We start from the raw sequence: 24,434 nt of genomic DNA, 5'->3' as shown, positions 1-24,434 counted from the left end.
GGCTCTCCTCCCATTTTCCGCCAAGTGCGATGCGATCCGGTCTCTGCCGGAGCCTAAGCGCGCATTTCCTCCGATGCGGCCAGGATCGCTTTGACGATATTGTGATAGCCGGTGCAGCGGCACAGATTGCCTTCCAGCTCTTCGCGGACGGTTTTTTCGTCGAGTTCCGGCTTACGGCGGATCATGTCGACGGCGGTCATGATCATGCCCGGCGTGCAAAAGCCGCATTGCAGGCCGTGATGTTCCTTGAAGGCGCGCTGCACGGGATGAAGATCGCCGCCCGCGGCAAGGCCTTCGATCGTCGTAACTTCCGCGCCGTCCGCCTGCAGGGCGAGGGTGGCGCAGGATTTCACGGCTTTGCCGTCAATATGCACAACGCAAGCGCCGCACTGACTAGTGTCGCAGCCGACATGCGTGCCCGTCAGGTTCAGTTGATCGCGGATGAAATTAACAAGAAGCGTGCGGCCTTCCACTTCGCCGCTCACCGACTTGCCGTTGACCGTCATGGTGACAACGGGCATGGGCACCTCCCCATTTGAATTAGCGGGTTCATATACGCAGGATGGAATAGGGCCGGATGGTGCGGCATCCGGCGCAATTGTCCTTTGCTTAAGTGTGGGAACTTGCAGGGCAAGCGTCAACCGCCAAGGTGGCGGTTTCGTTCACGTTCCCACGAAATAAATCACGATAAGCACGCCGAGAATGACCAATGTGCCCCACATCCAGGGCGCTAGGCCCATGCCTGCGTCCTCATTGGGCAGCATCGGCGCATCGGTAGGCGCAACCGCGTCGCTTTCCGGGTGCGCGCCCGGACGGTCCGCTTCCACGGGCCCGGCAACGGCATTGCGCAGATTGGCAAAAAACTCGTCCGCCATTTTCTTGGCGGTTGAATCTATGAGGCGCTGACCGATCTGGGCGAGCTTGCCGCCGACGGTGGCGTGCACCTCATATTTGACAATCGTGTCACTACCATCTTCCACGAGATCGACCTTGGCCGAACCTTTGGCGAAACCGGCTGCACCGCCCGAGCCTTCACCGGAAATCGTGTAACCGGCGGGCGCGTTGATGTCGGAAAGCGTGACCTTGCCTTTAAACTTCGCGCTGACCGGGCCGACCTTGGCTTTCACTGCCGCCTCGAACTCAGTGTCGGAGGTTTTTTCCACGGTTTCAGCGCCGGGGATGGCCTGTTGAAGAATGGAGGGATCGTTGAGCGCATCCCACACGGTTTCGCGCGGCGCGGGAATGCGAACCTCGCCTGACATATCCATGAGCGTCTCTCCCCGTCTTGTCGTTTAAAGTGATTGGCTGAAGCTGAGAATGAGCGTGAAGCCCAAGAGCACGGCAATCCACAATACCATAGAACCGGCCGGCCAGCTGCGCGCAAGCGGTCCTTGCGGTCCATGCGCTCGGTAAATACTGGCCAGGAAGGCATCGAGGCGGCGGGTGGCCGTGCGGCTCATGAGGCCCCACATATTCCGGCTTATATAAGCACCCAGTTTGACGATTGCCAGGGCAAGGCGCCGGTTCAGCCAGTCGCTATCGACCAGAATACCGGGCGCAGGCCGTTTGATGAGGCCGAAGCGCCAAAGCGCGAAGAAGGCGATGGCGGTAAAGCTGAGCACTTGAAGCTGGGTGAGAATGTGATCCGGCGTATAGGCGTCATAGGCGACGTCATAGGGCAGAAAGCTCATGAAAGTGGCAGGCATCAGGCCGAGCGCGAAGCAGCTTGCCGCCGTCAGGCCCATGGCAAGCAGCATGTTCCAAGGCGCTTCCTTCGGGCGCTCCGGGGCGCCGGCAAACTTATCCTCGCCGAAAAAGGCTAGATAAGGCAGGCGCACACCGGCGACATAGAAAATCCCCGCTGAGCCGAACAGCAGCGCCGCCCAGATCAGAGGCTCATAGGCTTTGGCGACGGAGGAAAGAATGAGCGATTTCGAGACGAAGCCGGCAAAGAGCGGTGTGGACATGGCCAGCCCGCCCACAATGCAAAGCAATGCTGTGATGGGCATGGAGCGGTAAAGCCCGCCGAGACCGGAAGCTTTGGCCGTGCCCGTGCGGTAAAGCACCGCGCCCATCGCCATGAAGAGCAGCGATTTATAGAGAATATGGGCAACGGCATGCGCAGCGACACCGTTTAGCGCCAGGGGCGTGCCGATGCCGACGGCGATCACCATGAAACCGAGCTGATTGTTGAGCGCATAGGCAAGCACCCGGCGCAGATCGTTCTCGGCGGCGGCATAGATGAGCGGCCAGAAGACCATGACGGTGCCGATATAGATTAGGATTTCGGTGCCCGCGAAACTGCGCGCCAGGGAATAGATCGCCAGTTTCGTCGTGAAGATGGAAAGCACGACCGTGCCCGTCGGCGTTGCGGCAGGATAGGCGTCGGGCAACCAGGTGTGAAGCAGCGGGAAGGCGGCCTTGATGCCGAAGGCAATGAGGATCGCCCAAGTGCCAAGCGAGCCGAGCGTCAGCGCGCCGAAGGCAAGCGAGCCCGTTTCGTGATAATGCAGCGCCATGCCGGCAACGAGAATGACCCCGGAGGCGATCTGAATGATCAGATAGCGCATGCCGGTGTAATAAGCGCCCTCGGTGCCGCGCGCCCAAATGAGGAAGACGGAGGCGACCGCCGTGCCTTCCCAAAAAATGAAGAGCGTGACGAAATCGCCCGCGAAGACGGCGCCGATGGCCGAACCTGCATAAAGCAGCGTCGTGACCTGCTGCACCGTATCCTTGACGTGCCAGGCATAGAGAAGCGCCAGGAAGGCGGCGAAAGAAAAAATCAGCCCGAAAACGATGCTGAGCTGATCGACCCGCATCAGCGTCAGGGAATAGCCCAGCAGCTCATATGTATGGGTGACGCCTTCTGAGAGCTGCCAGATTTCATGGGCGGCGACGAGCGGCACGGCGAGCAGGAACAGCGCGCGCAAATTGCCTTTGGGCAGAACGGGCAAAACGATGGCGGCGGCAATGAATATGAGCGCGGGGGGAAAAATATCAGGCATGATCGCGCTCCTGCGCTTTCAAAGGCGGCTCGCTGTCGGTGCTGAAGGGCGCGTAGAAATTCTCGCCGCGCTTGAAGAGTGCCCGGAAGATCCCGCCCGCCAGCACCAGCACAAGAACGGAAGCGGCAGCGAAACCGGCATAGAAAAGCGGCACTGCCTCGAAATCGAAAATCTCATGGCGGTGATAGGCGAAATCGCTCAAGGCGAGAAGGACGCCTGCAAGTACCAGCAGCCAAAAGAGCATTCGGCCGTCGAGGCGGCCAAGAAGCCGGGCGATCGCGGGAAGGGAGGTGTCTGTCTTAGCGTTCATCATGGGGCCTTTATGGTGCCAAGCTTTGAACGGCGGCGGAAGAAGGATCGGGGAAGGCGACTGGATAGATGAGGCTGTAAATTTCCCCGGCATAGAAGAAGAGGAGGAGGCAGCCGATCGCGGTGATGACCGGCGGCAGCACGCACAGGATCGGGGCTTCCTGAATGCCGCCGCGCACTGGCACTGCTGCCGCACCGGCGCTGGCAAAGCGCGGGGCGGGCACGAAGAAAGCCCGCGCCACGATGGGCAGCAGATAAGCGACATTGAGCAGCGAGCTTACCATGAAAACAACGATCATGATTTGATGACCGGCATCGGCCGCGCCCAGCATCAAATACCATTTGCTCCAGGCCCCGCCGAGCGGCGGCAGGCCGATGATCGAAAGCGCGCCGATGAGGAAGGCGCCGAAAGTGAAGGGCATGATGCGCCCCAGCCCATCCATATCGCTGATCTCTGTCTTATGAGTGGCGACATAAATGGCGCCCGCGCACATGAAGAGCGTGATCTTGCCCATCGCGTGCATGGCGATATGCATCGCCCCGCCCATGACGCCGAGCGAGGTGGCAAGCGCCATGCCGAGCGTGATGTAGGAAAGCTGTGAGACGGTGGAATAAGCCAGCCGCGCTTTCAGATTGTCTTTCGTCAGCGCAATGGTGGAGGCAATGAGGATCGATGCGGCGGCAAGCCACATCAGCCAGTCGGAGGCTTGCGTGACGGCCAGAAGGTCGATGCCGAAGATATAGACACCCACTTTGAGCATGGTGAAGACGCCCGCCTTCACAACGGCCACGGCATGGAGGAGCGCGCTGACCGGGGTCGGCGCCACCATGGCGGCAGGCAGCCAGCGGTGAAACGGCATAAGCGCGGCCTTGCCGATACCGAAAGCGTAAAGGCCGAGAAGGACGGGCAGGATGGTGGGGTCGATCTTGCCCGCCAGAATGCCGCCGAGTTTAAAGTCGAGCGTGCCCGCAAGGATCCAGGTCCAGATGATGGCAATGAGCTGGAAGCCGATGGACGTGCCGATCAGAATGCCGAGATAGGTCCGCGCGCCGGATTTCGCCGCCTCGTTCTGCTTATGCGCGACGAGCGGGTAGGTCGAAATCGTCAGCACTTCGTAGAAGATGAAGAGCGTGAACATATTGGCGGCAAAGGCGATACCGATGGCCGCCGAGATCGCCAGCGCGAAACACATGTAAAAGCGCGTCTGGTGACTTTCCTTGTTACCGCGCATATAGCCGATGCAATAAAGCGCCGTAACGATCCAAAGGCCCGAGGCGACAAGCGCGAAGAGCATGCCGAGCGGCTCGATCTCGAAGGCAAGGGAAAGGCTTGGCAGCACTTCGAACCAGGTGGCGCTCGGGCGCGCGCCGCTCATGACATCGGGCAGGAAACCCGCAACGACGTAGAAAAGCGCGATCGAAGTGAGAATGGAAACCGCCTCGCGCTGGTTGGGGCGGCGGTCCGACATGCCGATCAGCACCGTGCCGATAAGCGGCAGGAGGACTGCGAGGCTAATGGCGAAGGAAGGGCTCATGTCCATCTCTTACTCTCCCGCCGCCGGTGCGCCGGGAACTGTTTCCGGCGCTTTTTCTATTTGCGTTGCCTGGATCAGAAGATCGGCGGCGGTGCTGGCCGCTTTGCCGGTCAGCTCGGTATTGATGCCGAAATAAAGGCTCGCCAGCACCATGATCCAGGTCGGGACGATCATGGACCAGGGGGCTTTTTTCACCGGCGCGTCTTGCACGGGCGCTGCCAGATACATCGCCTCGACCACGCGCCAGACATAAATCACCGCAAGCAGCGACGAGCCGACAATGAGAAGGGCGAGCCACCAGGCCCCTTCATCCAGCGTTGCCTGAATGAGGTACCATTTGGAAATGAAACCGGCGGTCAGCGGCACACCGATAAGGCCGAGACCTGCGGCAACGAAGGCGGCAGCCATCCAGGGCATTTGCTTGCCGATGCCGCGCAGGTCTTCGATACGCGAGGAGCCGATGCGGTAAACGAAGGCGCCGACGGCCATGAAAAGCGCACCCTTGATCACCGCGTGGTTGAAGAGGTGAATGATGCCAGCCGTCAGCCCCGGCTTATTGAGGAGCGAGATACCGAGCAGGATGTAGCCGATCTGCGCGACGCTCGAATAGGCGAGCATCCGTTTCAGGTCGCTCTGGAAAATCGCCACGATGGAAGAAGCGAACATGGCAATGACGGCGAGCGGCACGACGATGGTCTGCAGCGTTGCCGCCTGAAAGCCGTAATCGAAGCCGAAGACGGTGAAGAGGAAACGCAGCATCACATAGACCGCGACCTTGGTGGCCGTTGCCGCCAGGAAGACGGACACGACGGACGGCGCGTAGCTATAAGCGTTGGGCAGCCAGAGATGCAGCGGGAACATGGCGAGCTTCAGCCCGATGCCCACGAAGATGAAAACGAAGGCGATGCGCAAGGTGCGGTTGTCACCGAGGGCGGCAATCCGTTCGGCAAGATCGGCCATGTTGAGTGTGCCGGTCAGCATGTAAAGAAAGCCGATGCCGATGACGAAGAAGGTCGCCCCGATCGTCCCCATGATCAGGTAATTATAAGCGGCGGTGAGCGCGCGTTGATCGCGGCCTGCGCCGAGCGCCACCAGCGTATAAGTGGAGAGCGAGGAGATTTCGAGGAAGACGAAAACGTTGAAGGCGTCCCCCGTAATCGTCACGCCCAAAAGCCCGGTCAGGCAGAGCAGGAAGGCGGTGTAGAAATAAACGTGAAGCGCCGGGTCGATTTCCTGCTCGATGCTTTCGCGCGCATAAAGGGCGACAAGCGCGCCGACGCTGGCGACGATGAAAAGCACGAAGGCGTTGACCGCATCGATCCGGTATTCGATGCCAAGCGGCGGCGCCCAGCCTCCCAGTTCATAGGAAATCACGCTGCCGTCCAGTGTCTGGGCAAGCAGATAGGCGGCGAAAAGGGCCGAGATGAGGCTCGCGGCCAGCGTAATGGCCCAAGCGAGATGCCGGCGGCCGAAAAGCACGCAGAGCGGTGCGGCGATCAGCGGCACCACCGTTTGCAAGGCAGGGGCATGCGCCAGAATTGCGGATAACATCAGGCGCTCTCCTGCCGGTCGATTTCTTGTTCTATATCGGCAATCTCATCTTCTTCGATCGTGCCGTAGCGCTCGTTGATACGCACGATCAGCGCAAGGCCGAGCGCCGTCGTTGCCACGCCCACCACAATGGCGGTGAGGATGAGGACGTGAGGCAGCGGGTTGGAGTAAACCTCGTCCGGGTTGCCGGTCAGGATCGGTGCGGTCCCGCCGATGATCTTGCCCACCGAGATGTAGAGCATGAAAACGGCGGTCTGGAAGAGATTAAGGCCGACGATCTTCTTCACCAGATTGCCGCGGCTGACCACGATGTAAAGGCCGACCATCATCAACACGATGACCATCCAATAATTGTAGTGCTGAATGATGAAGCTGGATGAGAAATCGTCGAACATTACCAGTCCGTGTCCTTGATCGTGGGCGGGCGGGAGGCAAAGGCGAAGAAGATGGAAATCATCACGGCGGCCACCGTGATGCCGACGCCGAGTTCCACCAGCAAGATGCCGTAATGTTGACCGTGCTTGGCGTCGTGGGCGAGGGTGGAATAATCGAGGAAATTGCCGCCCAAAAAGAGATTGGCGACCCCGACACCGGCATAAATAAGCAGTCCCAGCGCCACGAAGCGGCGCACGATATGCGGCGGCACGGCGCGGCGCAGATGGTCGAGGCTGAAGACGATACCGTAAAGAATGAAAGCCACGGCGAAGATCACCCCGGCCTGGAAACCGCCGCCGGGTCCGAAATCGCCGTGAAATTGCACATAAAGCGCATAAAGCAGGATCGGCGGAATGAGCATCTTGGAGACGACGCGCAGGATCAGATGGTGGTGCATCAGACGTCCTTTTCTTTTTTGCGCGCCCGGGCGGTGCGGGCGGGCCGCGTGCGTCCGTGCAGGAGCACGATCACGGCGATGCCTGCGGTGAAGATCACCGCGACCTCGCCCAGCGTATCGAAGCCCCGGTAGCTGGCGAGTACGGCGGTGACGACATTGGGCACGCCGATTTCCTTCGGTGTGCGTTCGATATAATCCGGGCCTACATGCTGATGCGCCGGCGCATCGGGGGAGCCGAAAGGCGGCATGTCCGTCGTGCCATAGATCAGCGCCGCGCCGACGATGACGGCAATGGCAAAGGAAAAGAGCCGGTTATGGACCGGCGGCTTTTCTTCCCGGCTGGTCATGGCCATGGTGCCGAGCATGAGGACGGTGGAAATGCCCGCGCCGACCGCAGCCTCGGTAAAGGCCACATCCACGGCGTCCATCACCACGAAAAGCCCGGCGGAAAGCAGGCTAAAAACGCCTGAGAGCATGACCACCGCGAAAAGATTACGCAGCCGCATGATGGCGATGGCGGTGAGGATCAAAAATCCGAAAAGCACGATGTCGATAAAGGCTTCCATGGGGCTCAGGCTCCTTTATCGGTTTTGGCGGCCGTGTCGTCGCGGGTGAGGCCGAGCGGGCGCAACCCCGCCACAAAGGCAGCATTGGCGACGGCATGGGTGCCGGTCGGGCTCGTCAGAAAGACGAAGGCGCCGATTAGCAGCAATTTGACGGCGACGATCGTAAAGCCGGCCTGAAAGAGCATGCCGAGCACGATCAGTTCCGCGCCTAGCGTGTCGATGACGCCGGCGGCATGCAGGCGCGACCAGAAATCGGGCAGGCGGATCATGCCGAAGGCGCCCACGATCAGAAAGAAAGCGCCGAGGCCGAAAGAAATCCAGCTTGCGATGTCGAGAATGAGATCAAGGGAGAGGTTCATTGGGAGCCTCCGTCCCGAAGGGAGTTCTGCTCTTCGCTTGCCGCCAAGCCCTGACCGAGGTCTTTGTAGCGGAAGAACTTCAAGATGGCGATCGTGCCGACGAAATTGATCAGCGCGTAGAGCAGCGCGATGTCGAGAAAGTCGGGCCGTTCCGTCATGAACCCCACAACGCCGATCAAAAGCACCGTCATGGTGCCGAACGCGTTCAGCGCAAGGACGCGGTCATAAAGCGTGGGACCGGCAAACAGGCGCACCAGCACGAGCAGCATGGCAACGGCCAACGCGAACATAGCGGCGGTAAACATCATGTACGGCTCTCGATAGCTGTAACGCGGCGGTCCATCTCGGCAAGGCCTTCAGGATCGGTGAACGCGCCCGTGATGCCATGGACCAGAAATTTACCCGGCTCCGTCTCGACCGTGATGGTGCCCGGTGTCAGGGTGATCGAATTGGCGTAAATGACCTTGCCCATGTCGCTTTTCTGGCTGTTGGGCACATAGACAAGCTGCTGGTCGAGCTTGAGGCGCGGCGAGAGAATGATTTTGACGACTGCCCAATTGGCTTTGGCGATTTCGCGCCCCAGCCAGCCCCAATAGCTCGAAATGCCGGCGCTGAGCTGCAGCGGCACGGCCTCTTCATCGATCAGGTCCATGCGGGCAGCCAGCCAGACGCAGAGAATGCAGGAAAGAACGCCGAAAGTGAGGATGAGGGGGATCGTATAACCGGACAAAAGGAACCAAAGGGCGAAAAGCCCCAGTCCCAAGGTGATCGCCTTTACCATGCCCCGTTTCTCCGCCCTGATCGTCCGGTTATCCCGGTTCCTGTTGACGCGTTCCCAGCCCGAATAACAGTTAATCTGTTCTATATCGAGTCATATAGGGTGCGCTGTTCCTTATTAAATGCATCCCTCCGGTGCTGCAAGTTGTGCTCAATCTTGCCTATTTTTGCGGCGGGTGTGCCAAAGTGACAATATAGACCGGTCCGGACGGAAAAACCCCTAGCTGAAAACTTGATTTCTTTTGAAGAGAGCTGTTGCACTGCTATAGTTAACTCGGAGGAGGCGGTGTAGTGTTTTGCTGCGCCGTAGTGAGAAGAGCTTCGATGTCGCGTATTGGATAGCGCAAGCTGCGAGGTTCTGAGTGACATTGCTGTCGGGGTGGGGATGGAAGAACAAATTCAGAGTGCGGCTCATGGTACCGAACCGCTTTATGAAGTTACCGGCGTCGTCAAATGGTTCGATCCTGTTAAAGGGTACGGCTTTCTAATTCCCGATACGGGCGAAGCAGATGTCATGATCCATTTATCCTGCCTGCGTTCGGCGGGGCATGACACGTTGTCGGAAGGCACCACGCTGACCTGCGAGGCGGCCAAGCGCCCCAAGGGCCTGCAGGCGGTCAAGATCCTCGAAATCGACGATACGACGGCAGTGAAAGAGCCGGTGCGCGCGGCGCAGAAATCGCCCTCGACGGCGGTTGTGCCCGTCAGCGGTTATGAGATTGCCACCGTCAAATGGTTCAACCGGGCCAAGGGCTATGGTTTCGTCACGCGCGGTGAGGGCACGCCGGACATTTTCGTGCATATGGAAACGCTGCGCCGTTTCGGCCTGCGCGAGCTTGTGCCGGGCCAGCAGGTGCGGGTGCGTTTCGGGGAAGGGCAAAAGGGCCTTGCCGTTGCCGAAATCCTGAACGCTGAATCCCATAATTGAGCCCTGTTATTTCAGGCCGGGCAGCAAGCAGTAAGTAAACGGGTTGAAACGTGACGACAGCCGGCAGCGATGCGCGCCAGGAGCTGGAAGACAATCCTCCGGCCGGCTTCGAGCCGAGCCGCACCCGAGGGCCGTTTTCCAGCCATAACGGCCCCTTTTATCACAAGACGTCGGATGACGGCTTTTGGCATGGATTACGTCTGCGCCGCCGGCACTGCAATTCGCGCGGCATCGTGCATGGCGGCATGCTCATGACCTTCGCGGACGGGGTTCTGGCGACGGCGGTGTTCCGCGCGGTGAAGCGGCCTTCGGTCACCGTGAAGATCAATGCCGAGTTTCTGGCCAGCGCCAAGGAGGGCGGCTGGCTGCAAGGCACAGCCCATGTCACGCAGGTGGACGGCGACGTGGTTTTCGTGCGCGGTCATATCGAAAGCGAAGGGCGTCAGGTCGTGGCGGCAACCGGCGTCTTCAAATTGCTTGGCGGCTAAGGCCTATTCCGGTTGCGCCGGGCATGGGACCTGTGTAATTCATGCCTCGAAGGCCGGTGAGGCCTGTTGGCCGCGATGCGGCCTGCCCGGTCGGGGCATAGCGCAGTCTGGTAGCGCACCTGGTTTGGGACCAGGGGGTCGCAAGTTCGAATCTTGCTGCCCCGACCACTCTTTCCTGAGTACATCCGTCAAGTCTGAGCGGCCGGGGCCTCGCGAGGAACCTCGTTTCACCGTGCCTCAGGCAGCGGCGGGGAAACTGCGGGCGGCGTCATTGCCTACCCAATAAGCCCGGGCCAGCAGCCGCTCGACAACGGGCAGGTGATAGAAGACCTGCCCGTCGAGTTCGAAAGACGGGGCAAGTTCCAGCAGGCAAGCCCGGTCATGCGGGTTGAATTTCCAGGCATTGAGAAGGTCGACCAGGTCCGATTTATGGATCAGCCGTTGGTCGCCCTGCTGGCTGTCTTGCCGCTCGTTTGGCAGCGGGCCGGACGGGGCTGGCAAGGCCCCGTTTAGGCTGGAGGGCTGGCGGGCGCGGAAAGCGGAGGCGGGAAGGGGGCGTGTCATGGTCTGTCCTCGACTCTGGGGGCGGTACCGGGCGCCGGGATGGAGCGCCGCTACGGGGGCAGAAATAGGCGCGGCATTTGTCGGTGATGTGACAGTGGCGCAATCTTCTCGCGAACCTATTGGGGCAGCTTTGTGGCCCTTAAATTGTGCCGAAATGCTTGCCAAAATGGGCCGGACGGGCGATACAGGCCAAGGCTGACCGAGCCGGTTCCCGGGCGCCTTCCGATGCGCGGTCCGGAGCCGGATTTAACGGCTGAAAGGGATGTTCGAATGCGCGCGCGAATTTATCGACCTGCAAAAACCGCCATGCAGTCCGGCATGGCCAAAACCCGCAAATGGGTGCTCGATTATGAGCCCGAAGAGGCCAGATCGATCGACCCGCTCATGGGCTATACGAGTTCCGGCGATATGCGTTCGCAAGTCCGGCTTTTCTTCGACAGCCGGGAAGAGGCCGTCGCCTACGCGGAAAAGCACAACATTCCCTATGATGTTTATGCGCCCAAACCCCGCCGCCCGAAGCTCAAGGCCTATGCCGATAATTTCAAGTTCGGCCGCGTCGGCCAATGGACGCATTGAGTGGGCACATTGAGCGGCCCCATTAATGCCGCCCGCGCAGCGCACCCTTAACCAGTGTTGACGCGCAAAGGTCCCGTAGCTCAACTGGATAGAGCAGCTGACTTCTAATCAGCAGGTTGCAGGTTCGAGTCCTGCCGGGATCGCCATCCATCCTGGCCGTCCATCAATCAACCCGTTTGCGCTGGCTCCGTGCTGCTTTTAGGCTGCCGGAACGATCTTTTATGCGGCTCTGGCAGATGGCGGAAGGCAGGTCTTTCGATGATTGAGGTCTATAGGCGCCGGAACGGCAGCATCGAACATGAAGGGCTTGAGCCGGGTGTGGCGCTGCCTGACGACGCGATCTGGGTCGATATTCGCGAGCCGGAGGAAGACGAGGCCCGCGTGGTGGAAGAAGCGCTCGGGTTCAAACTTCCCAACCGTGCCGTGATGGAGGAAATCGAAGTTTCCAGCCGTCTCTATCAGGAAGGCTCGGCCTCCTATATGACGGCGACGGTTATTGCGCGTTCGGAAAGCGACAGGCCCCAATCGGTGCCCATCACCTTCGTGCTTGTCGGCAAAAAACTGGTGACTGTGCGTTATGCCGACCCCTTGCCCTTCCGGCAATTTGCCGGCCAGGTCGAAAGACTGAACCACATCTTTACGGGTGAGGATGTGCTGGCCGGTCTTCTCGATGCCATTGTGGACCGGATTGCCGATATTCTGGAGAGCGTGCAGCAGGAACTCGATAAGCTTTCCGCCCGGATTTTTGCCAAGGACCGCGCGCGCGGCGATGTGGATTTCAACGATGTGCTGCGCATTGTCGGCCAGGCCCAGGGCCTGACCATGCGCACCAATGAGAGTCTTTTGACCATCGGGCGGGTTTTGACTTTCGTGTCGCGCCCCGGCGAGACCAAGCTGGACAAGACGACGGCACGGCTTTTCAAAACCGTTTCGCGGGATGTTTCCTCGCTCTCCGATCATGCGTCTTACCTGTCGAACAACATCACCTTTTTGCTCGATGCGACGCTTGGCATGATCAATATCGAGCAGACCGGGATCATCAAGATATTTTCCGTCGCGGCGGTTGTGTTTCTGCCGCCGACATTGATCGCGAGTATCTATGGCATGAACTTCAAGTTCATGCCGGAGCTTGATTGGCTGGCCGGTTATCCGCTTTCACTGGTGTTAATGGTTGTTTCCTCCATCCTGCCTTATCTTTATTTCAAGCGCCGCGGCTGGCTTTAAGCGCGGCCTCCACGGTTTCGGCAAACGAGATTTCGGGCTCCTTGATGCCGTGCGCGTTAAGCGCCTTGCGGATCGGTTCCGATGTGCCGGTGATGAAGATGCGGGCCTTGCTGGCGCGCGCCTTGCGCAAAGCGCTCTCGACCGTATTGGCCGCCGTGGAATCGAGAAAGGGCACATCCGAAAAATCGAGGACGAGCGTTTGCGGGCGCTCGGCAATGCGGTCCAGAACCGCGGCGACGGTTGAGGCGGAACCGAAAAAGAACGCGCCCGAAATCCGGTAGACGACGAGACCTGGATCGGATGCCAGCTTGGCGTCATAGGGCGCGCGGGTGCCGTTTTCCCAATCGGCCTTGTCTTCGGGTACAAAGGGCATGTGATGTTCGATGCGGATCGATTTCGCCATGCGGTTCAAAAAGATCAGTGTGCCGATGGAAAAACCGATAATGATGCCTTCCGTCAAATCCCGGAAAACGGTGAAGAGAAAGGTTGCGCTGAGAACGAGCGTGTCACCGGGCGAGGTGCGCACCAGAATCGCAATGGCATGTTTTTCAATCATGTTCCAGGCAACGAGCACCAGAACGCCGGCCAAGGCAGCCAGCGGAATATAACTGGCAAGCGGCGCGGCGATCAGCATGAAAGCCAGCAGAAAAAGCGCGTGGCACATGCCTGCGACGGGCCCGCGCGCGCCGGCGCGCACATTCGTTGCGGTGCGGGCGATGGTGCCCGTGACGCACATGCCGCCAAAGAGCGCCGAGCCGATATTGGCCGCGCCTTGGGCGACAAGCTCGCAGTTCGAGCGGTGCCGCCGCCCCGTCATACCGTCGGCGACCACGGCGGATAGCAGCGATTCAATCGCGCCCAAAAGCGTGAAGGCGAAGGCGTTGGGCAGGACGGCCCAGAAAAGCGGCGCGGAAAGGTCCGGCAAGGCGGGGAGCGGCAGCGTGCGGGCAATACCGCCGAACTTGGTGCCGATCGTCTCCACCGGCAGTCCGGCGAAGAAGGCGAGCAGAGAGGCCGCGGCAATGGCGATCAGCATTCCCGGCCAGCCGGGGCGGAATGCTTTGAGAGCAAGAATGAGGGCGATGGTGAGCGCGGCGATGAGAAGGGCGGCCGGGCTTACCTCCGGCAAGGCGGTTACTGCGGCGGAGAGCTTTTCGATCAGCGAGCCGGTATCGCCTTGCCCGGCGGGCAGGCCGAGCAGGTCTTTGATCTGGCTTACGGCGATGATGACGGCGATCCCGGCGGTGAAGCCGACCGTGACGGGATAGGGAATGAACTTGATGTAAGTGCCCAGCCTTAGAAAGCCCGCTGCGGCGAGCAGCAGGCCGGAGATGAACGTGGCAAGGATAAGCCCGTCAATCCCGTGCTGCGCCACGGTGCCAGCGACAAGCACGATGAAGGCGCCCGCGGGCCCGCCGATCTGAAAACGGCTGCCGCCCAGCAGCGAAACGAGAAAGCCGCCGATAATGGCCGTATAGAGCCCTCTATCGGGAGAGGTGCCGGACGCAATGGCGATTGCCATGGAGAGGGGCAAAGCGACGATGGCGACGGTGAGCCCGGCCAGAATATCGGCTCGCAGTTCGTTAAGCCCATACCCTTCCTTCAGCACGGTCACGAGCTTCGGTGTGTAAAGCTCGGCAAAGCCGGGGCTTGGAGGGACGCCGGGTTGATCGGCGGATGAGGGCATCGGGATTGCTCCTGGAAGCGTTGTCTAAGCTGGACCGGGCGGAGAAACGGGCAGACCTATGGGAAGGACCGATATTTCGTTCCCGCGGGCAGGCGCTGTCAAGGTGTCCATAGTATTTTTAAGGTCTTTCAGCCATCCAGCTTTTGGCTGACCCACTCGCGGATGACGCGGCCGACAAGCGCGTCTTCACCCAGTTTTTGTTTTTTGCCGGGCTGGCCGCTCTCCCGCGCATATTGGCGCAGGCGCTCGGCCAGCGGCAGGGGCAGGAAGACCCGGAACTCTGTCAGTTTTTCAGGCCTTTCAACCTGGGACCTCGGCGAGGCGGGCTGCGGCGTCAAACATTCCGGACAGACCGTGCTCGCCCAGCCGATGCGGCTGCGGCAGGCGGGGCAGGCTTTCCAGCGCATCTGGGACTGGAAGGCAAGGACGGCGAGCGCCGCGCCGCCGGCGATCATGGCCAGTTCGCCTGAGAGAGAAAGAATATCGGGCGGTACGGCGCCGAGCCCCTCGGTGAGCCAGAGGCGCGGGTCGAAAAGGCCGAGCAGCGCGCCTGCCGTAATGGGCAGGGCGAGCGCCAAAATTTGCAAGATGAAGGCGAAGAGTCCCCAGCCCAGCGCGCTGCGGCCCTTTACTTCATGGGCCAGATAGGCGACCCCCCCGACACAGACGGTGAGCGCGCCCACGTAAAGGGCAAATCCCAAAAGTAAGTCAGCGCTCATTTCTGCCGCCTTGACCGCGCCCGCATCCTGTCCACATTATTCGCAGGCACACAACTTTGTGACGAATTATTAACTTGCTGGGGAAGACCCCGCAGGCCGATCATAAAGGCAAGGTGCTGAAGAATAAAAATAATAGGTGCCAGGGCGTCTGGAGTTTGACCGCTGCCTATAGGCGGAAGGTAACCATGTTGAAGCCGATGCCGCATGATCAACACTGAAAGCGGCGGAACTTGGCTGGTGGTTTTGGATAAATGCCGCACCGGGCGGAAAATTCTGGGGATGGAAATAGGATCGGGAATGATACGCAGAACGGAAGTCAAAGCTGTAGCGCTTAACCGGGAACGGCGGGAGCGGGGTGTCAGGCTTCTCTGGGTATTGGGCAGCGCGCTGACGCTTCTCCTTGCGGTGCTGATCGGCGGGCGCGCGCTGGCGCAAAAAGCGGAAGAGGCGCCGGAAATTACCGTGGACGCCGCGCCGCTCGATATGCCGGTCGATGCAATTATCGAGGAAGTGCGCGAGGAAGCGGAGACTTCCGTGCCCTCGGAGGAAACCGGTTTCCGCCTTTACCGGCGAGGGCTTTACAAGGAAGCGTTCAAAGAGTGGGCTAAGGCCGTCGAACAGGGCGATGTCGGTGCGGCATATCGCCTCGGCGAGGAATATTTCGATGCCAAGGTGGTCAAGCGCGACATCGAAAAAGCGCTGAAATACTACCGGATTGGCGCGAATGGCGGAGATCCGCGCGCTCAAATGGACCTTGGCACGCTCTATGACAATGGCTGGGGTGTGGAACGGGACATTGCGGAAGCGGCCAAATGGTATCTGGCGGCAGCCCAGCAAGGCATGGTCGAAGCGCAGTATAATGTGGCGACGCTTTATGAAAAAGGCGACGGGCTGGAGCTCGATTTGGAGCGCGCCTATATGTACTATCTCCTTGCTGTGGAAGGCGGATTCGCACAATTTGCGACGACGGCGCTGGAGAATGTATCGCGCATGATGTCGCCCACCCAGATCAAGGAAGCGACCGGAATGGCCCGGACCTTCCAGGCTAAAAAGTGGGAAGAAATTCAGGCCAAGGACGGTTGATTCACCGCTGAAATCGCCTGATCAGTTCTGTATTTGCAAAAAAGTTACACTTTGCTAGACACATTGGCTCTGCCTGTTCGTTGAATAGGCATCTGAAAATACGACTGCGCGCCAACTCCTCCCAATAAAAATGAAGCGCGCGACATATGAAACCCATGATCAGGGAGTTACAGATGTCGCTCTGTAAATCCGCAGCCGCTTCGGCTGCTAGCCTTCTGGCTGTACTCGCTCTCAGCCTTCCCGCCCAGGCAGGCGTTTCCGAACAGGAAGCCGCACGTCTTGGCCAAGACTTGACCCCCATCGGTGCCGAAAAAGCCGGCAATGCCGACGGCACCATTCCCGAATGGACCGGCGGCCTTTCCAAGCCCCCCTCCAATGTTTCTTATTCTCCCGGTGATCATCACCCCGATCCTTATGCCGATGATGCGATCAAAATGACGATCACCGGCGCCAATGCGGATCAGCATGCGGACAAACTGACCCCCGGCCAGCTCAAGCTGCTCAAGACGTATGACACGTACAAGATGAACGTCTATCCGACGCGCCGTTCTTGTGCGTTCCCGGAAAAGGTTTATGAAGCAACGAAACGCAATGCCGTGACCGGCAAGCTGGTTGCCGATGGTAACGGCGTCGACGGCGCGCTTCTGGGCTTCCCCTTCCCGATCCCTCAGGAAGGTGTCGAGGTGGTCTGGAACCACAACCTGCGTTACCGCGGTTTCAAACTGACCCGCCAGTTCGCCGCGCTGGCGCCGACCACGTCGGCTCAGTTCACGCCGATCGTCGTGCAGGACCAGGTGATCTTCACCTATACGGACCCGACCAAGGAATCGATCCAGGAACTCAACAATATCTCGCTTATGTATATGCAGAGCGTGATCGAGCCTGCCCGCCGTGCCGGGGAAATCATCCTCGTGCACGACACGATCAACCAGGTGCAGGGCCCGCGTAAGGCGTGGTCTTACAACCCCGGTCAGCGCCGTGTGCGCCGCGCGCCCACCATTGCGTATGACAACCCCCAGAGCTATTCGGAAGGTCTGCAGACGGCGGACAATTTCGACCTCTATAACGGGGCGCCGGACCGCTATAAGTGGGACCTGAAAGGCAAGAAAGAAAAATACATTGCCTATAACAGCTACAAGCTGAGCGCGAAGGGCATTCCTTATTCCGATATCGCTCAGCCCCAGCACATCAATCAGGACCTGGTGCGCTATGAGCTTCACCGCGTGTGGGAAGTGGAAGGCAATCTGCGCGATGGCCACCGCCACGTTTACACGCGCCGTGTGAAGTATTTTGACGAAGACAGCTGGACCATGGCGGCGGGCGAGCTTTATGACGCCCGCGGCGAGCTGTGGCGGATCCAGGAAGGTCACATGATTCAGTATTACGATGTGCCCTCTTGCTGGAACGCGTCTGACGTGACCTACGACATCACGGCTGGCCGTTACGTCATCCAAGGTCTGAAGAACAACGAACCGATGATCAACTTCAATGCGGACGAGATCACCGAGGACATGTTCACGCCGGCGGCGATCCGCCGTCTGGCCACGCGCTAAGCCTTAGCGTTTAACGCGTCACGCTTTAACCCGGCAGCTTCCTAGCTGCCGGGTTTTTTGTATGCTGAAGCCAAAGGGAGAGGGATATGGCAAAAGCGCAGCGTGAAGCATGGCAAAACTGGTCGGGCTGGGTGACGGCGGTGCCTCGCGCGCGCCTTAGGCCTGAGAGCGAGGCAGCGCTTGCAGCAGGCGTCAGGGCTGCGCAGGGACCGCTGCGGGTGTGCGGGGCGGGGCATTCTTTCACGCCCATCGCCGCGACAGAGGGCACGCTTGCCGACCTCAGCGCGCTGTCAGGCGTGGAAAGCGCCGATCCTGCGACAGGCCGCGCCTGGATCAGGGCAGGGACCAAGCTGCGTGCGCTCGGTCCGCTTTTGCATGATCAAGGGCTTGGGCTCGCCAATCAGGGCGATATCGACGCGCAGAGCCTGGCGGGCGCCGTCGGCACCGGCACGCATGGGACAGGCAAGGAGCTGCCTTCCATTTCAGGGGCGGTGTCGGGCTTCCGTCTTGTAACCGCAAGCGGCGAGTTCCTTACCTGCAGCGAAAATGAGAACACGGCGCTTTTCGAAGCGGGCCGCGTGTCGCTCGGCACGCTCGGTGTCATGAGCGCCATAGAGATGGTGTGCCGCCCGGCTTACAAGCTGGAGGAGACAGGCGGGCGGATGCCGCTCGACCGGCTTTTCGCTCAGATGGACACGCTGGCCCGGGATAACCGGCATTTCGAGTTTTTCTGGTTTCCTTACGCAGAGGAAGCCTATGTGAAACTCCTGAACGAAAGCGCGGCGCCGGCGGAAGAAAAGCGCCGCGTGCCGGAAGGGGAAGATGCGCCGTCGGATGATTTCTTCCGTGCGGCGTGTGAACTTACGATCCATTTCCCGGTCAAACGCGCCGGCCTTCAGGCGCTGATGGCGGGGGCGGGCAGGCCGCTGGATGTTGCGGCGCCGCGTAAAGGACATGTCTATTGGTCCCATGATGCATTTCCGAGCGACCGGACCGTGCGCTTCAATGAGATGGAATTTGCGGTCCCGGCGGAAAACGGGCCGGACTGCATCAGGCAAGTCGGGCGCATCATGCGCGAGGCAGGGTATAATTTTCTCTTCCCGCTCGAATACCGCTATGTGAAGGGCGATGATATTTGGCTCAGTCCCTTTTACGGACGGGACAGCGCAACCATCTCCGTCCATCAATATTTCAAGCAACCTTATGAAGGGCTTTTCCGGGAAGTGGAAAAAGTGTTCCGCCGCTATGGCGGGCGGCCCCATTGGGGCAAGCTGCACTGGCTGAAAGGCGATGAGCTTGCAGGGCTTTATCCCAAATGGCAGGAATTTACGAAGCTGCGCGGGGAGATGGACCCAGGCGGCAAGTTTATGACGCCTTACATGAAAGCGCTGCTCGGAGAAGAATGATCAGTCTTCTTCGAGAATGGCGACGACTTGATCTTCCTCGACCGGGTCTTCCTCGGCGACGAGCAACTTGACGAGCTTGCCGCTTTTCGGCGCGGCGACGGGAATTTCCATCTTCATCGATTCCAGAATGAGGATCGGCTCGTCTTCCTCGACCCGTTCGCCGGTTTTGACCTCGATCTTCCAGACCTTGCCGGTGATCTCGCTTCTGACTTCGATATCCGCCACGTCGCTCTCCTTCTATCCGTTCTTTCTTATTGCGTGATTGGGCCCGGCCTTGCAAGCACCGCGGTCTTGATGAGCGGCCAAACTGTTGCGCCTTCTTCAAGGCCGAGCGTATAGACCGCGCGCCGCGTGATACGGGCGCGCAGGAGCGGGGCTTTTTCGTCCGCTGCGCAGACGAGACAAAGATCGCAGAGCCCGCTGCCGACGCTGGTGATCTTTTTGATGCGCGCCTTCAAGGCATTTTGAATGCTGAGCCCTTCCGGTTTGCGGGTTGCGAGCGCCACTTCGCGCGCCTGAATGCGCAAATGGCGGATGTCGCCCTTGGCGATGTGGCGCGCGGGAATGAGGAAGGTGCCCCAAGCGGTTTCGATCTCGGCCACATCTTCAAGGGCGCTGAGGCAGCGCCCGCTGAGGAATGTCACAGGCTCCGACGTGACATCGCCGACTTGGCCGAAGAGCAGCGATTGCACATTTTCCTCATTCAGCACCGCTTCGATGCTGCCTTGCGCAGCGACGCGGCCCTTATCCATAACGATGAGCCGGTCCGCCAGGCGCAGGCTCTCATCCACATTATGGGTGACATAGAGCACCGGGAGTTTGAGTTTTTGGTGAAGCGCATCGAGAAAGGGAAGGATCTCGCCGCGCCGTTTGGGATCAAGGCTGGCGAGCGGCTCGTCCATCAACAATAGATGCGGGGCGGAAAGAAGCGCGCGGCCGATGCCGACACGCTGTTTTTCCCCTCCGGAGAGATGATGCGGGCGGCGATCCAAAAGCGCGCCCAGCGCCAGCAGCTCGATCACCTCATCGAACGGCAGCGCATGGGGCACGGCGCTTGCCCGCGCGCGGCCATAGGACAGGTTCTGCAGCACGCTGAGATGGGGAAAGAGTTTGGCATCCTGAAAGACATAACCGATTTGCCGTGCTTCCGGCGGCTGCCAGATTTTTTCCGCGGTGCTGAAAAGCGCGCGCCCGTTCAAATGCACATGGCCCTCATGGGGGCGGATGAGCCCGGCAATGGCATTGAGCAGCATGGTCTTGCCGGCACCTGAAGGGCCGAGCAAGGCGGTAATGCCCGCTCCTGCCTGAAGCGCCACATCGAGGCTGAAATCGCCTGCCCGGTGGCGGATATGGGCGGCCAGTCTTACGCTCATGGCCGTGTTCCCGTAAGCCGGCGCGTCAGCAAGCGGTTGCTGATTTCCGAAAGCGCCAACAGGAGGACGGCAAAGAGTGTCGAGATGAACACAATGCGCCAGGCGGCCTCTTCGCCGCCGGGTAATTGCAGGGCCGAATAAAGCGCGAGCGGCAGGGTCTGCGTTTGGCCGGGAATGTTGCCGACGAAAGCGATGGTCGCGCCGAACTCGCCCAGCGCGCGGGCAAAGGCGAGGATCGCGCCGGTTAGAAGCCCCGGTGTGATAAGCGGCAAGGTGACGGTCATGAAGGCGCGCAAGGGCCCCGCGCCAAGTGTACGGGCCGCGCCGACGAGCCCGTCATCCAAGGTTTCGATGGAAAGACGGAGCGCACGCACGAGCAGCGGAAAACCCATCACGGCGGCGACGATGGCAGCGCCCTTCCAGGTGAAGGCGAATGTGATGCCGAAACTTTCATAGAGCCAGGCGCCGATAACGCCGCGCCGGCCCAGCCCGACAAGCAGGATATAACCGATAACGACGGGCGGCAGGACGAGCGGTAAATGGATGAGCCCATCAAGCAGGATTTTTCCGGGAAAGCGGTAACGTGCCAGTGCCCAGGCAATACCGAGCGCGGGAAGGAGCGAGGCGGCTGTGCCCACGGTCGCAACGAGGAGCGAGAGGCGCAGCGCTTCCAGTTCTGCGGGCGTAAGGTTCACCGCACGGCTTCCTTTACATCCTCGATACGGGAGAACCCGTATTTGGCGAAGATTTCCGCTGCCTCATAGCTTTTGAGATAAGCGAAAAAACGTGCCGTGTCGGGATGGGGCGCACGGCCCAGCATGGCGAGCGGATAGGTGATCGGCGAATGGCTCGTCTCTGGAAATTGTGCGGCAACCGTGACCTTGTCGCTGATCAGCGCGTCGGTGCGGTAAATGGCGGCGGCGGCGGCTTCCCCGCGTTCCACCCAGGCGAGTGCAACGCGGACCGAATCCGCTGTCACGATTTGCTGATGCACCTCTCCCCAATGGCCGAGGCTTTGCAGCGCTTCCTTGGCATAGATACCGGCAGGCACGGCATCCGGGTTGGCAAGCGCAAGTTTGCCGTCACCGATCAGCTTTTTCAGGCTGCCCGGATCGTCGAGGTAGAGCGGTGCAAGGTTCTCGTTCTTCGGTACGATCAGCACCAGCTTGTTGGTGAGAAGCGGTGTGCGGTTTTGCGGTACGGCATGACCGCGCGCCTCCAGCCAGTCCATCCATCTTTCATTGGCTGAAAGAAAAAGCTGCGCGGGCGCGCCCTGATCGATCTGGCGGGCAAGGGTGGAAGAACCGGCAAAGACGGTCGTGACCGCACAGGCTTCTTCGATGCCGAATTGTCCGGCGATTTCTTTCACCGCTTCCGTGGTGCTGGCGGCGGCGTAGATGGTCATGGGCTCGCAGGCAGCCCGTGCCGCCGGTGCGCCGGTCAGCAAAGACAGCGCAAGTAAAAGCCCGAAGAGAAATGTGCCGCGCCGCGTCATGTTATTTTTCCTTATTCAGGCGCGCGAACCCGGCGTCCAGATCGGCGGTCAGATCGTCGATATGCTCAAGTCCCGCATGGATGCGCAAAAGCGGGCCTTCCTCTTTCCATTCCGTCGCGCTGCGATGGGGCTCTGCCGGTACGATCAGGCTTTCATAGCCGCCCCAGGAATAGCCCATGCCGAAAAGCTCCAGCCCGTCCAGCATGGCGGCGAGCGCCTTTTCCGGCACCGGGTGCAGGACGGCGGCGAAAAGCCCGCTCGCCCCTTTGAAGTCCCGCTTCCAGATGGCGTGTCCGGGGTGATTTTCAAGCGCGGGGTGAATGACCTCTTTTACTTCCGGGCGCTGCTCCAGCCAGCGGGCAAGGGCGATCCCCGTTTCCATATGCTGGCGTAAACGCACGCCCATGGTACGGATGCCGCGTAGCGCGAGATAAATATCGTCGGGCCCTGCCGTGACGCCCAAATGGCCATGGCCGCGCAGCGTGGCTTTGAACGTGCGCGCGTTGCAGGTGATCGTGCCCATCATTGCGTCGGAATGGCCGACAATATATTTCGTTGCCGCCTGAATGCTTATGTCCGCGCCGTTTGCAAAGGCATCGAAGAAAAGCGGCGTCGCCCAAGTATTGTCGAGCATGACGATGGCGCCCTTCGCATGGGCGGCCTCGGAGATGGCGGGCAGATCCTGGACTTCAAATGTTTGCGAGCCGGGCGTTTCGGTGAAGACTACGGCCGTATTGTCTTTCATCAGCAAGCCGATATCCGCGCCGATCAGCGGATCGTAAAACTCCACTTCCACACCGTAACGGGTCAGCATCTGTTCGCAGAAGGTGCGGGAGGGCCCGTAAACCGAATCCGTCACCAGCAAGTGATCGCCGGCTTTCAGATTTGCAAGCAGCGCTGTCGAAACCGCGGACAGGCCGGAGGGGGTGATGACGCAGCCATGTCCGCCTTCCAGCTCGCACATTGCCTCCTGTAGCGCCTCGATGGTGGGGGTGCGGCGGCGGCCATAAGTGTAAGGCTGGCTTGCCTCTTTCAGCACTTTCATCGTGGGATGAAGGATGGTGGAGGCGTGATAGACGGGCGGATTGATGATGCCGTGATTCTCATCCGGCTTTCTGCCGCTGGTCACCAGCAGCGTTTCGGGTCTTTTCTCGCCTTTCTTCATGCCTTTGCGGCTCCCTGCCTATGATCTTGCGCGGCTTCGGTGTAAGAATAGCGGTCAAATCGATAAGCAGAAAGAGAAGCGGCGCTTTTCGCCGCCAGACGGGCTTTGCGGGGGTAGGGCATGCGCAATCAGGCTCCGGCCTTGATCTTCGGCATCGTTTTCGGTGCCTTGTTAGTTTATCTGTTCTTGCCGGGCGCGCCATCCGGCCCCGCCCGCGATGCGCAGGACCTCAGCAAGGCGGAGCAGGAAAACCTTGCGCCGGAGGCGGCCCGCGGCGGCACGCTGCGCGTGGTGCGGGACAGGGGCGAGCTTCTATGCGGGGTGAGCCAAGGCCTTCCCGGCTTTTCCAATCCGGATGACAAAGGCGATTGGCGCGGCATCGATGTGGATGTCTGCCGGGCCATGGCGGCTGCGATTTTCGGCGATGCCTCAAAAGTCCGCTTCCGGGCGCTGTCGGCCAAAGAGCGCTTTACCGCGCTGCAGGCCGGGGAGATTGATGTTCTCTCGCGCAACACGACCTGGACGCTGACACGGGACACGGTTCTTGGGCTCGATTTTGCCGGGGTGACTTATTACGACGGTCAAAGCTTCATGGTGCGCCGGGACCTCGGCGTTTCCAGCGTGCTGGCGCTCGACCGGGCAACGATCTGCGCCAATACCGGCACGACGACGGAGCTGAATGCGGCGGATTATTTCCGCACCAACGGGCTCGAGTTCGAGATGGTGGTCTTTGAAAAGACCGACGAAGTGATCGCTGCTTACGATGCCGGGCGCTGCGAGGCTTACACAACGGATGCCTCGGGCCTTTATGCGGAGCGGCTGAAGCTCAAGAACCCGGACGAGCACATCATCCTGCCGGAAGTTATTTCCAAAGAACCGCTCGGGCCGGCCGTGCGCCAAGGCGATGACCGCTGGGCCGACATTGTACGCTGGACGCTTTACGCGATGATCGAGGCCGAAGAGCTGGGTGTGAATAGCGCCAATGCGCAGGAAATGAAGAAAAGCGACAACCCCGCCATCCGCCGCCTGCTCGGTGTCGAGAATTCCTATGGGCAAAATCTCGGGCTGCGCGGCGACTGGGCGTTTCAGATCATCACGCAGGTCGGCAATTACGGCGAGATTTTCGAGCGTAATGTCGGCAAGAATACACCGCTCGGTATTCCCCGGGGCCTCAATGCGCTCTGGACCAAGGGCGGGCTGATGTATGCCATGCCGGTCCGGTGAGTGCGGGATGGGCTC

Annotated in this window: 28 protein-coding genes and 2 tRNA genes; 10 read left to right on the top strand and 20 right to left on the bottom strand. The window is 60.2% G+C overall.

Features of this window, described 5'->3' with window-relative positions:
* Window positions 1–53: 53 nt before the first annotated feature.
* The 12 genes from M2A_RS02825 to M2A_RS02770 all read right to left on the bottom strand — a co-directional run bounded on the left by M2A_RS02825 (window position 54) and on the right by M2A_RS02770 (window position 8,938).
* A complete protein-coding gene (locus tag M2A_RS02825) occupies window positions 54–521 on the bottom strand; it encodes a (2Fe-2S)-binding protein (protein WP_045442706.1) in 468 nt (155 codons plus the stop codon).
* Between the two features lie 141 nt (window positions 522–662).
* Window positions 663–1,268 (bottom strand): SRPBCC family protein, encoded by a 606-nt coding sequence (locus M2A_RS02820; protein WP_045442705.1) that lies wholly within the window; start codon window positions 1,266–1,268, stop codon window positions 663–665.
* A 24-nt stretch (window positions 1,269–1,292) separates the two neighbouring features.
* Entirely contained in the window at window positions 1,293–3,005 is a 1,713-nt protein-coding gene (locus M2A_RS02815; protein WP_045442703.1) for a Na(+)/H(+) antiporter subunit D, read from the bottom strand.
* Window positions 2,998–3,318, bottom strand: a complete 321-nt coding sequence (locus M2A_RS02810; RefSeq protein ID WP_045442701.1) for a hypothetical protein — start codon at window positions 3,316–3,318, stop codon at window positions 2,998–3,000. The genes M2A_RS02815 and M2A_RS02810 overlap by 8 nt, the downstream gene beginning before the upstream one ends.
* 7 nt (window positions 3,319–3,325) lie before the next feature.
* Window positions 3,326–4,849: a monovalent cation/H+ antiporter subunit D family protein gene (locus M2A_RS02805; RefSeq protein WP_156101660.1), complete on the bottom strand. Its 1,524-nt coding sequence runs from the start codon at window positions 4,847–4,849 to the stop codon at window positions 3,326–3,328.
* Window positions 4,850–4,858: 9 nt separating this feature from the next.
* Window positions 4,859–6,400 carry a monovalent cation/H+ antiporter subunit D family protein gene (locus tag M2A_RS02800; RefSeq protein WP_045442682.1) on the bottom strand — a complete coding sequence of 514 codons (1,542 nt, stop codon included), beginning with the start codon at window positions 6,398–6,400 and terminating at the stop codon, window positions 4,859–4,861.
* Window positions 6,400–6,795: a cation:proton antiporter subunit C gene (locus M2A_RS02795; RefSeq protein WP_045442680.1), complete on the bottom strand. Its 396-nt coding sequence runs from the start codon at window positions 6,793–6,795 to the stop codon at window positions 6,400–6,402. Before M2A_RS02795 ends, M2A_RS02800 begins: the two co-directional genes overlap by 1 nt.
* Window positions 6,795–7,232 (bottom strand): Na(+)/H(+) antiporter subunit B, encoded by a 438-nt coding sequence (locus M2A_RS02790; protein WP_045442677.1) that lies wholly within the window; start codon window positions 7,230–7,232, stop codon window positions 6,795–6,797. Before M2A_RS02790 ends, M2A_RS02795 begins: the two co-directional genes overlap by 1 nt.
* Complete coding sequence (locus M2A_RS02785; protein ID WP_045442675.1) at window positions 7,232–7,798, bottom strand: DUF4040 domain-containing protein; 567 nt, start codon at window positions 7,796–7,798, stop codon at window positions 7,232–7,234. The genes M2A_RS02790 and M2A_RS02785 overlap by 1 nt, the downstream gene beginning before the upstream one ends.
* A 5-nt stretch (window positions 7,799–7,803) precedes the next feature.
* Window positions 7,804–8,157, bottom strand: coding sequence for a monovalent cation/H(+) antiporter subunit G (gene mnhG, locus M2A_RS02780; protein ID WP_045442673.1), 354 nt, complete (start codon window positions 8,155–8,157; stop codon window positions 7,804–7,806).
* Window positions 8,154–8,465 carry an MrpF/PhaF family protein gene (locus M2A_RS02775; RefSeq protein ID WP_244444364.1) on the bottom strand — a complete coding sequence of 104 codons (312 nt, stop codon included), beginning with the start codon at window positions 8,463–8,465 and terminating at the stop codon, window positions 8,154–8,156. The genes mnhG and M2A_RS02775 overlap by 4 nt, the downstream gene beginning before the upstream one ends.
* On the bottom strand, window positions 8,462–8,938 hold the full coding sequence (locus tag M2A_RS02770) for a Na+/H+ antiporter subunit E (protein ID WP_045442669.1): 477 nt from the start codon (window positions 8,936–8,938) through the stop codon (window positions 8,462–8,464). Before M2A_RS02770 ends, M2A_RS02775 begins: the two co-directional genes overlap by 4 nt.
* Window positions 8,939–9,319: 381 nt before the next feature.
* On the opposite strand from M2A_RS02770, the gene M2A_RS02765 reads away from it, so the two are divergent.
* The 3 genes from M2A_RS02765 (at window position 9,320) to M2A_RS02755 (ending at window position 10,518) form a co-directional block, all read left to right on the top strand.
* Window positions 9,320–9,862, top strand: coding sequence for a cold-shock protein (locus tag M2A_RS02765; RefSeq protein WP_045443033.1), 543 nt, complete (start codon window positions 9,320–9,322; stop codon window positions 9,860–9,862).
* 50 nt (window positions 9,863–9,912) lie between these two features.
* A complete protein-coding gene (locus tag M2A_RS02760; protein ID WP_045442666.1) occupies window positions 9,913–10,350 on the top strand; it encodes a PaaI family thioesterase in 438 nt (145 codons plus the stop codon).
* Window positions 10,351–10,441: 91 nt separating this feature from the next.
* Window positions 10,442–10,518, top strand: a tRNA-Pro gene (locus tag M2A_RS02755).
* 69 nt (window positions 10,519–10,587) lie between these two features.
* On the opposite strand, the gene M2A_RS02750 is transcribed toward M2A_RS02755, so the two are convergent.
* A complete protein-coding gene (locus M2A_RS02750; RefSeq protein WP_045442663.1) occupies window positions 10,588–10,914 on the bottom strand; it encodes a hypothetical protein in 327 nt (108 codons plus the stop codon).
* A gap of 270 nt (window positions 10,915–11,184) precedes the next feature.
* Between M2A_RS02750 and M2A_RS02745 the strand changes: the two genes are divergently transcribed.
* The 3 genes from M2A_RS02745 to M2A_RS02735 all read left to right on the top strand — a co-directional run bounded on the left by M2A_RS02745 (window position 11,185) and on the right by M2A_RS02735 (window position 12,714).
* Window positions 11,185–11,490: an ETC complex I subunit gene (locus M2A_RS02745; protein ID WP_045442661.1), complete on the top strand. Its 306-nt coding sequence runs from the start codon at window positions 11,185–11,187 to the stop codon at window positions 11,488–11,490.
* A gap of 69 nt (window positions 11,491–11,559) precedes the next feature.
* A tRNA-Arg gene (locus tag M2A_RS02740) sits at window positions 11,560–11,636 on the top strand.
* Between the two features lie 112 nt (window positions 11,637–11,748).
* Window positions 11,749–12,714: a magnesium transporter CorA family protein gene (locus M2A_RS02735; protein ID WP_045442659.1), complete on the top strand. Its 966-nt coding sequence runs from the start codon at window positions 11,749–11,751 to the stop codon at window positions 12,712–12,714.
* On the opposite strand, the gene M2A_RS02730 is transcribed toward M2A_RS02735, so the two are convergent.
* Both M2A_RS02730 and M2A_RS02725 read right to left on the bottom strand, forming a co-directional pair.
* Window positions 12,692–14,401: a SulP family inorganic anion transporter gene (locus M2A_RS02730; RefSeq protein ID WP_045442656.1), complete on the bottom strand. Its 1,710-nt coding sequence runs from the start codon at window positions 14,399–14,401 to the stop codon at window positions 12,692–12,694. The genes M2A_RS02735 and M2A_RS02730 overlap by 23 nt on opposite strands.
* A 128-nt stretch (window positions 14,402–14,529) precedes the next feature.
* A complete protein-coding gene (locus M2A_RS02725) occupies window positions 14,530–15,120 on the bottom strand; it encodes a hypothetical protein (RefSeq protein WP_045442654.1) in 591 nt (196 codons plus the stop codon).
* 297 nt (window positions 15,121–15,417) lie between these two features.
* Between M2A_RS02725 and M2A_RS02720 the strand changes: the two genes are divergently transcribed.
* The 3 genes from M2A_RS02720 to M2A_RS02710 all read left to right on the top strand — a co-directional run bounded on the left by M2A_RS02720 (window position 15,418) and on the right by M2A_RS02710 (window position 19,162).
* Window positions 15,418–16,203, top strand: coding sequence for a tetratricopeptide repeat protein (locus M2A_RS02720; RefSeq protein WP_158597152.1), 786 nt, complete (start codon window positions 15,418–15,420; stop codon window positions 16,201–16,203).
* Window positions 16,204–16,376: 173 nt separating this feature from the next.
* Window positions 16,377–17,756 (top strand): DUF1329 domain-containing protein, encoded by a 1,380-nt coding sequence (locus M2A_RS02715; RefSeq protein WP_045442651.1) that lies wholly within the window; start codon window positions 16,377–16,379, stop codon window positions 17,754–17,756.
* Window positions 17,757–17,842: 86 nt separating this feature from the next.
* Complete coding sequence (locus tag M2A_RS02710) at window positions 17,843–19,162, top strand: D-arabinono-1,4-lactone oxidase (RefSeq protein WP_045442648.1); 1,320 nt, start codon at window positions 17,843–17,845, stop codon at window positions 19,160–19,162.
* On the opposite strand, the gene M2A_RS02705 is transcribed toward M2A_RS02710, so the two are convergent.
* The 5 genes from M2A_RS02705 to metC are packed head-to-tail and all read right to left on the bottom strand — an operon-like array spanning window position 19,163 to window position 23,195.
* Complete coding sequence (locus M2A_RS02705) at window positions 19,163–19,387, bottom strand: acyl-CoA carboxylase biotin carboxyl carrier protein subunit (protein WP_045442646.1); 225 nt, start codon at window positions 19,385–19,387, stop codon at window positions 19,163–19,165.
* A 26-nt stretch (window positions 19,388–19,413) separates the two neighbouring features.
* A complete protein-coding gene (gene modC / locus M2A_RS02700; RefSeq protein ID WP_045442644.1) occupies window positions 19,414–20,535 on the bottom strand; it encodes a molybdenum ABC transporter ATP-binding protein in 1,122 nt (373 codons plus the stop codon).
* Complete coding sequence (gene modB, locus M2A_RS02695) at window positions 20,532–21,230, bottom strand: molybdate ABC transporter permease subunit (RefSeq protein ID WP_045442641.1); 699 nt, start codon at window positions 21,228–21,230, stop codon at window positions 20,532–20,534. The genes modC and modB overlap by 4 nt, the downstream gene beginning before the upstream one ends.
* On the bottom strand, window positions 21,227–22,030 hold the full coding sequence (gene modA, locus M2A_RS02690; RefSeq protein ID WP_045442638.1) for a molybdate ABC transporter substrate-binding protein: 804 nt from the start codon (window positions 22,028–22,030) through the stop codon (window positions 21,227–21,229). The genes modB and modA overlap by 4 nt, the downstream gene beginning before the upstream one ends.
* 1 nt (window position 22,031) lies before the next feature.
* Entirely contained in the window at window positions 22,032–23,195 is a 1,164-nt protein-coding gene (metC, locus tag M2A_RS02685) for a cystathionine beta-lyase (protein WP_045442635.1), read from the bottom strand.
* Between the two features lie 120 nt (window positions 23,196–23,315).
* Between metC and M2A_RS02680 the strand changes: the two genes are divergently transcribed.
* Window positions 23,316–24,419: an amino acid ABC transporter substrate-binding protein gene (locus M2A_RS02680; RefSeq protein WP_081875339.1), complete on the top strand. Its 1,104-nt coding sequence runs from the start codon at window positions 23,316–23,318 to the stop codon at window positions 24,417–24,419.
* Window positions 24,420–24,434 lie beyond the last annotated feature (15 nt).

The organism is Tepidicaulis marinus (assembly GCF_000739695.1).
Lineage (GTDB): Bacteria > Pseudomonadota > Alphaproteobacteria > Parvibaculales > Parvibaculaceae > Tepidicaulis > Tepidicaulis marinus.
The sequence above is the reverse complement of the archived record's forward strand: the minus strand, read 5'-3'. Positions and strand labels throughout refer to the sequence as shown.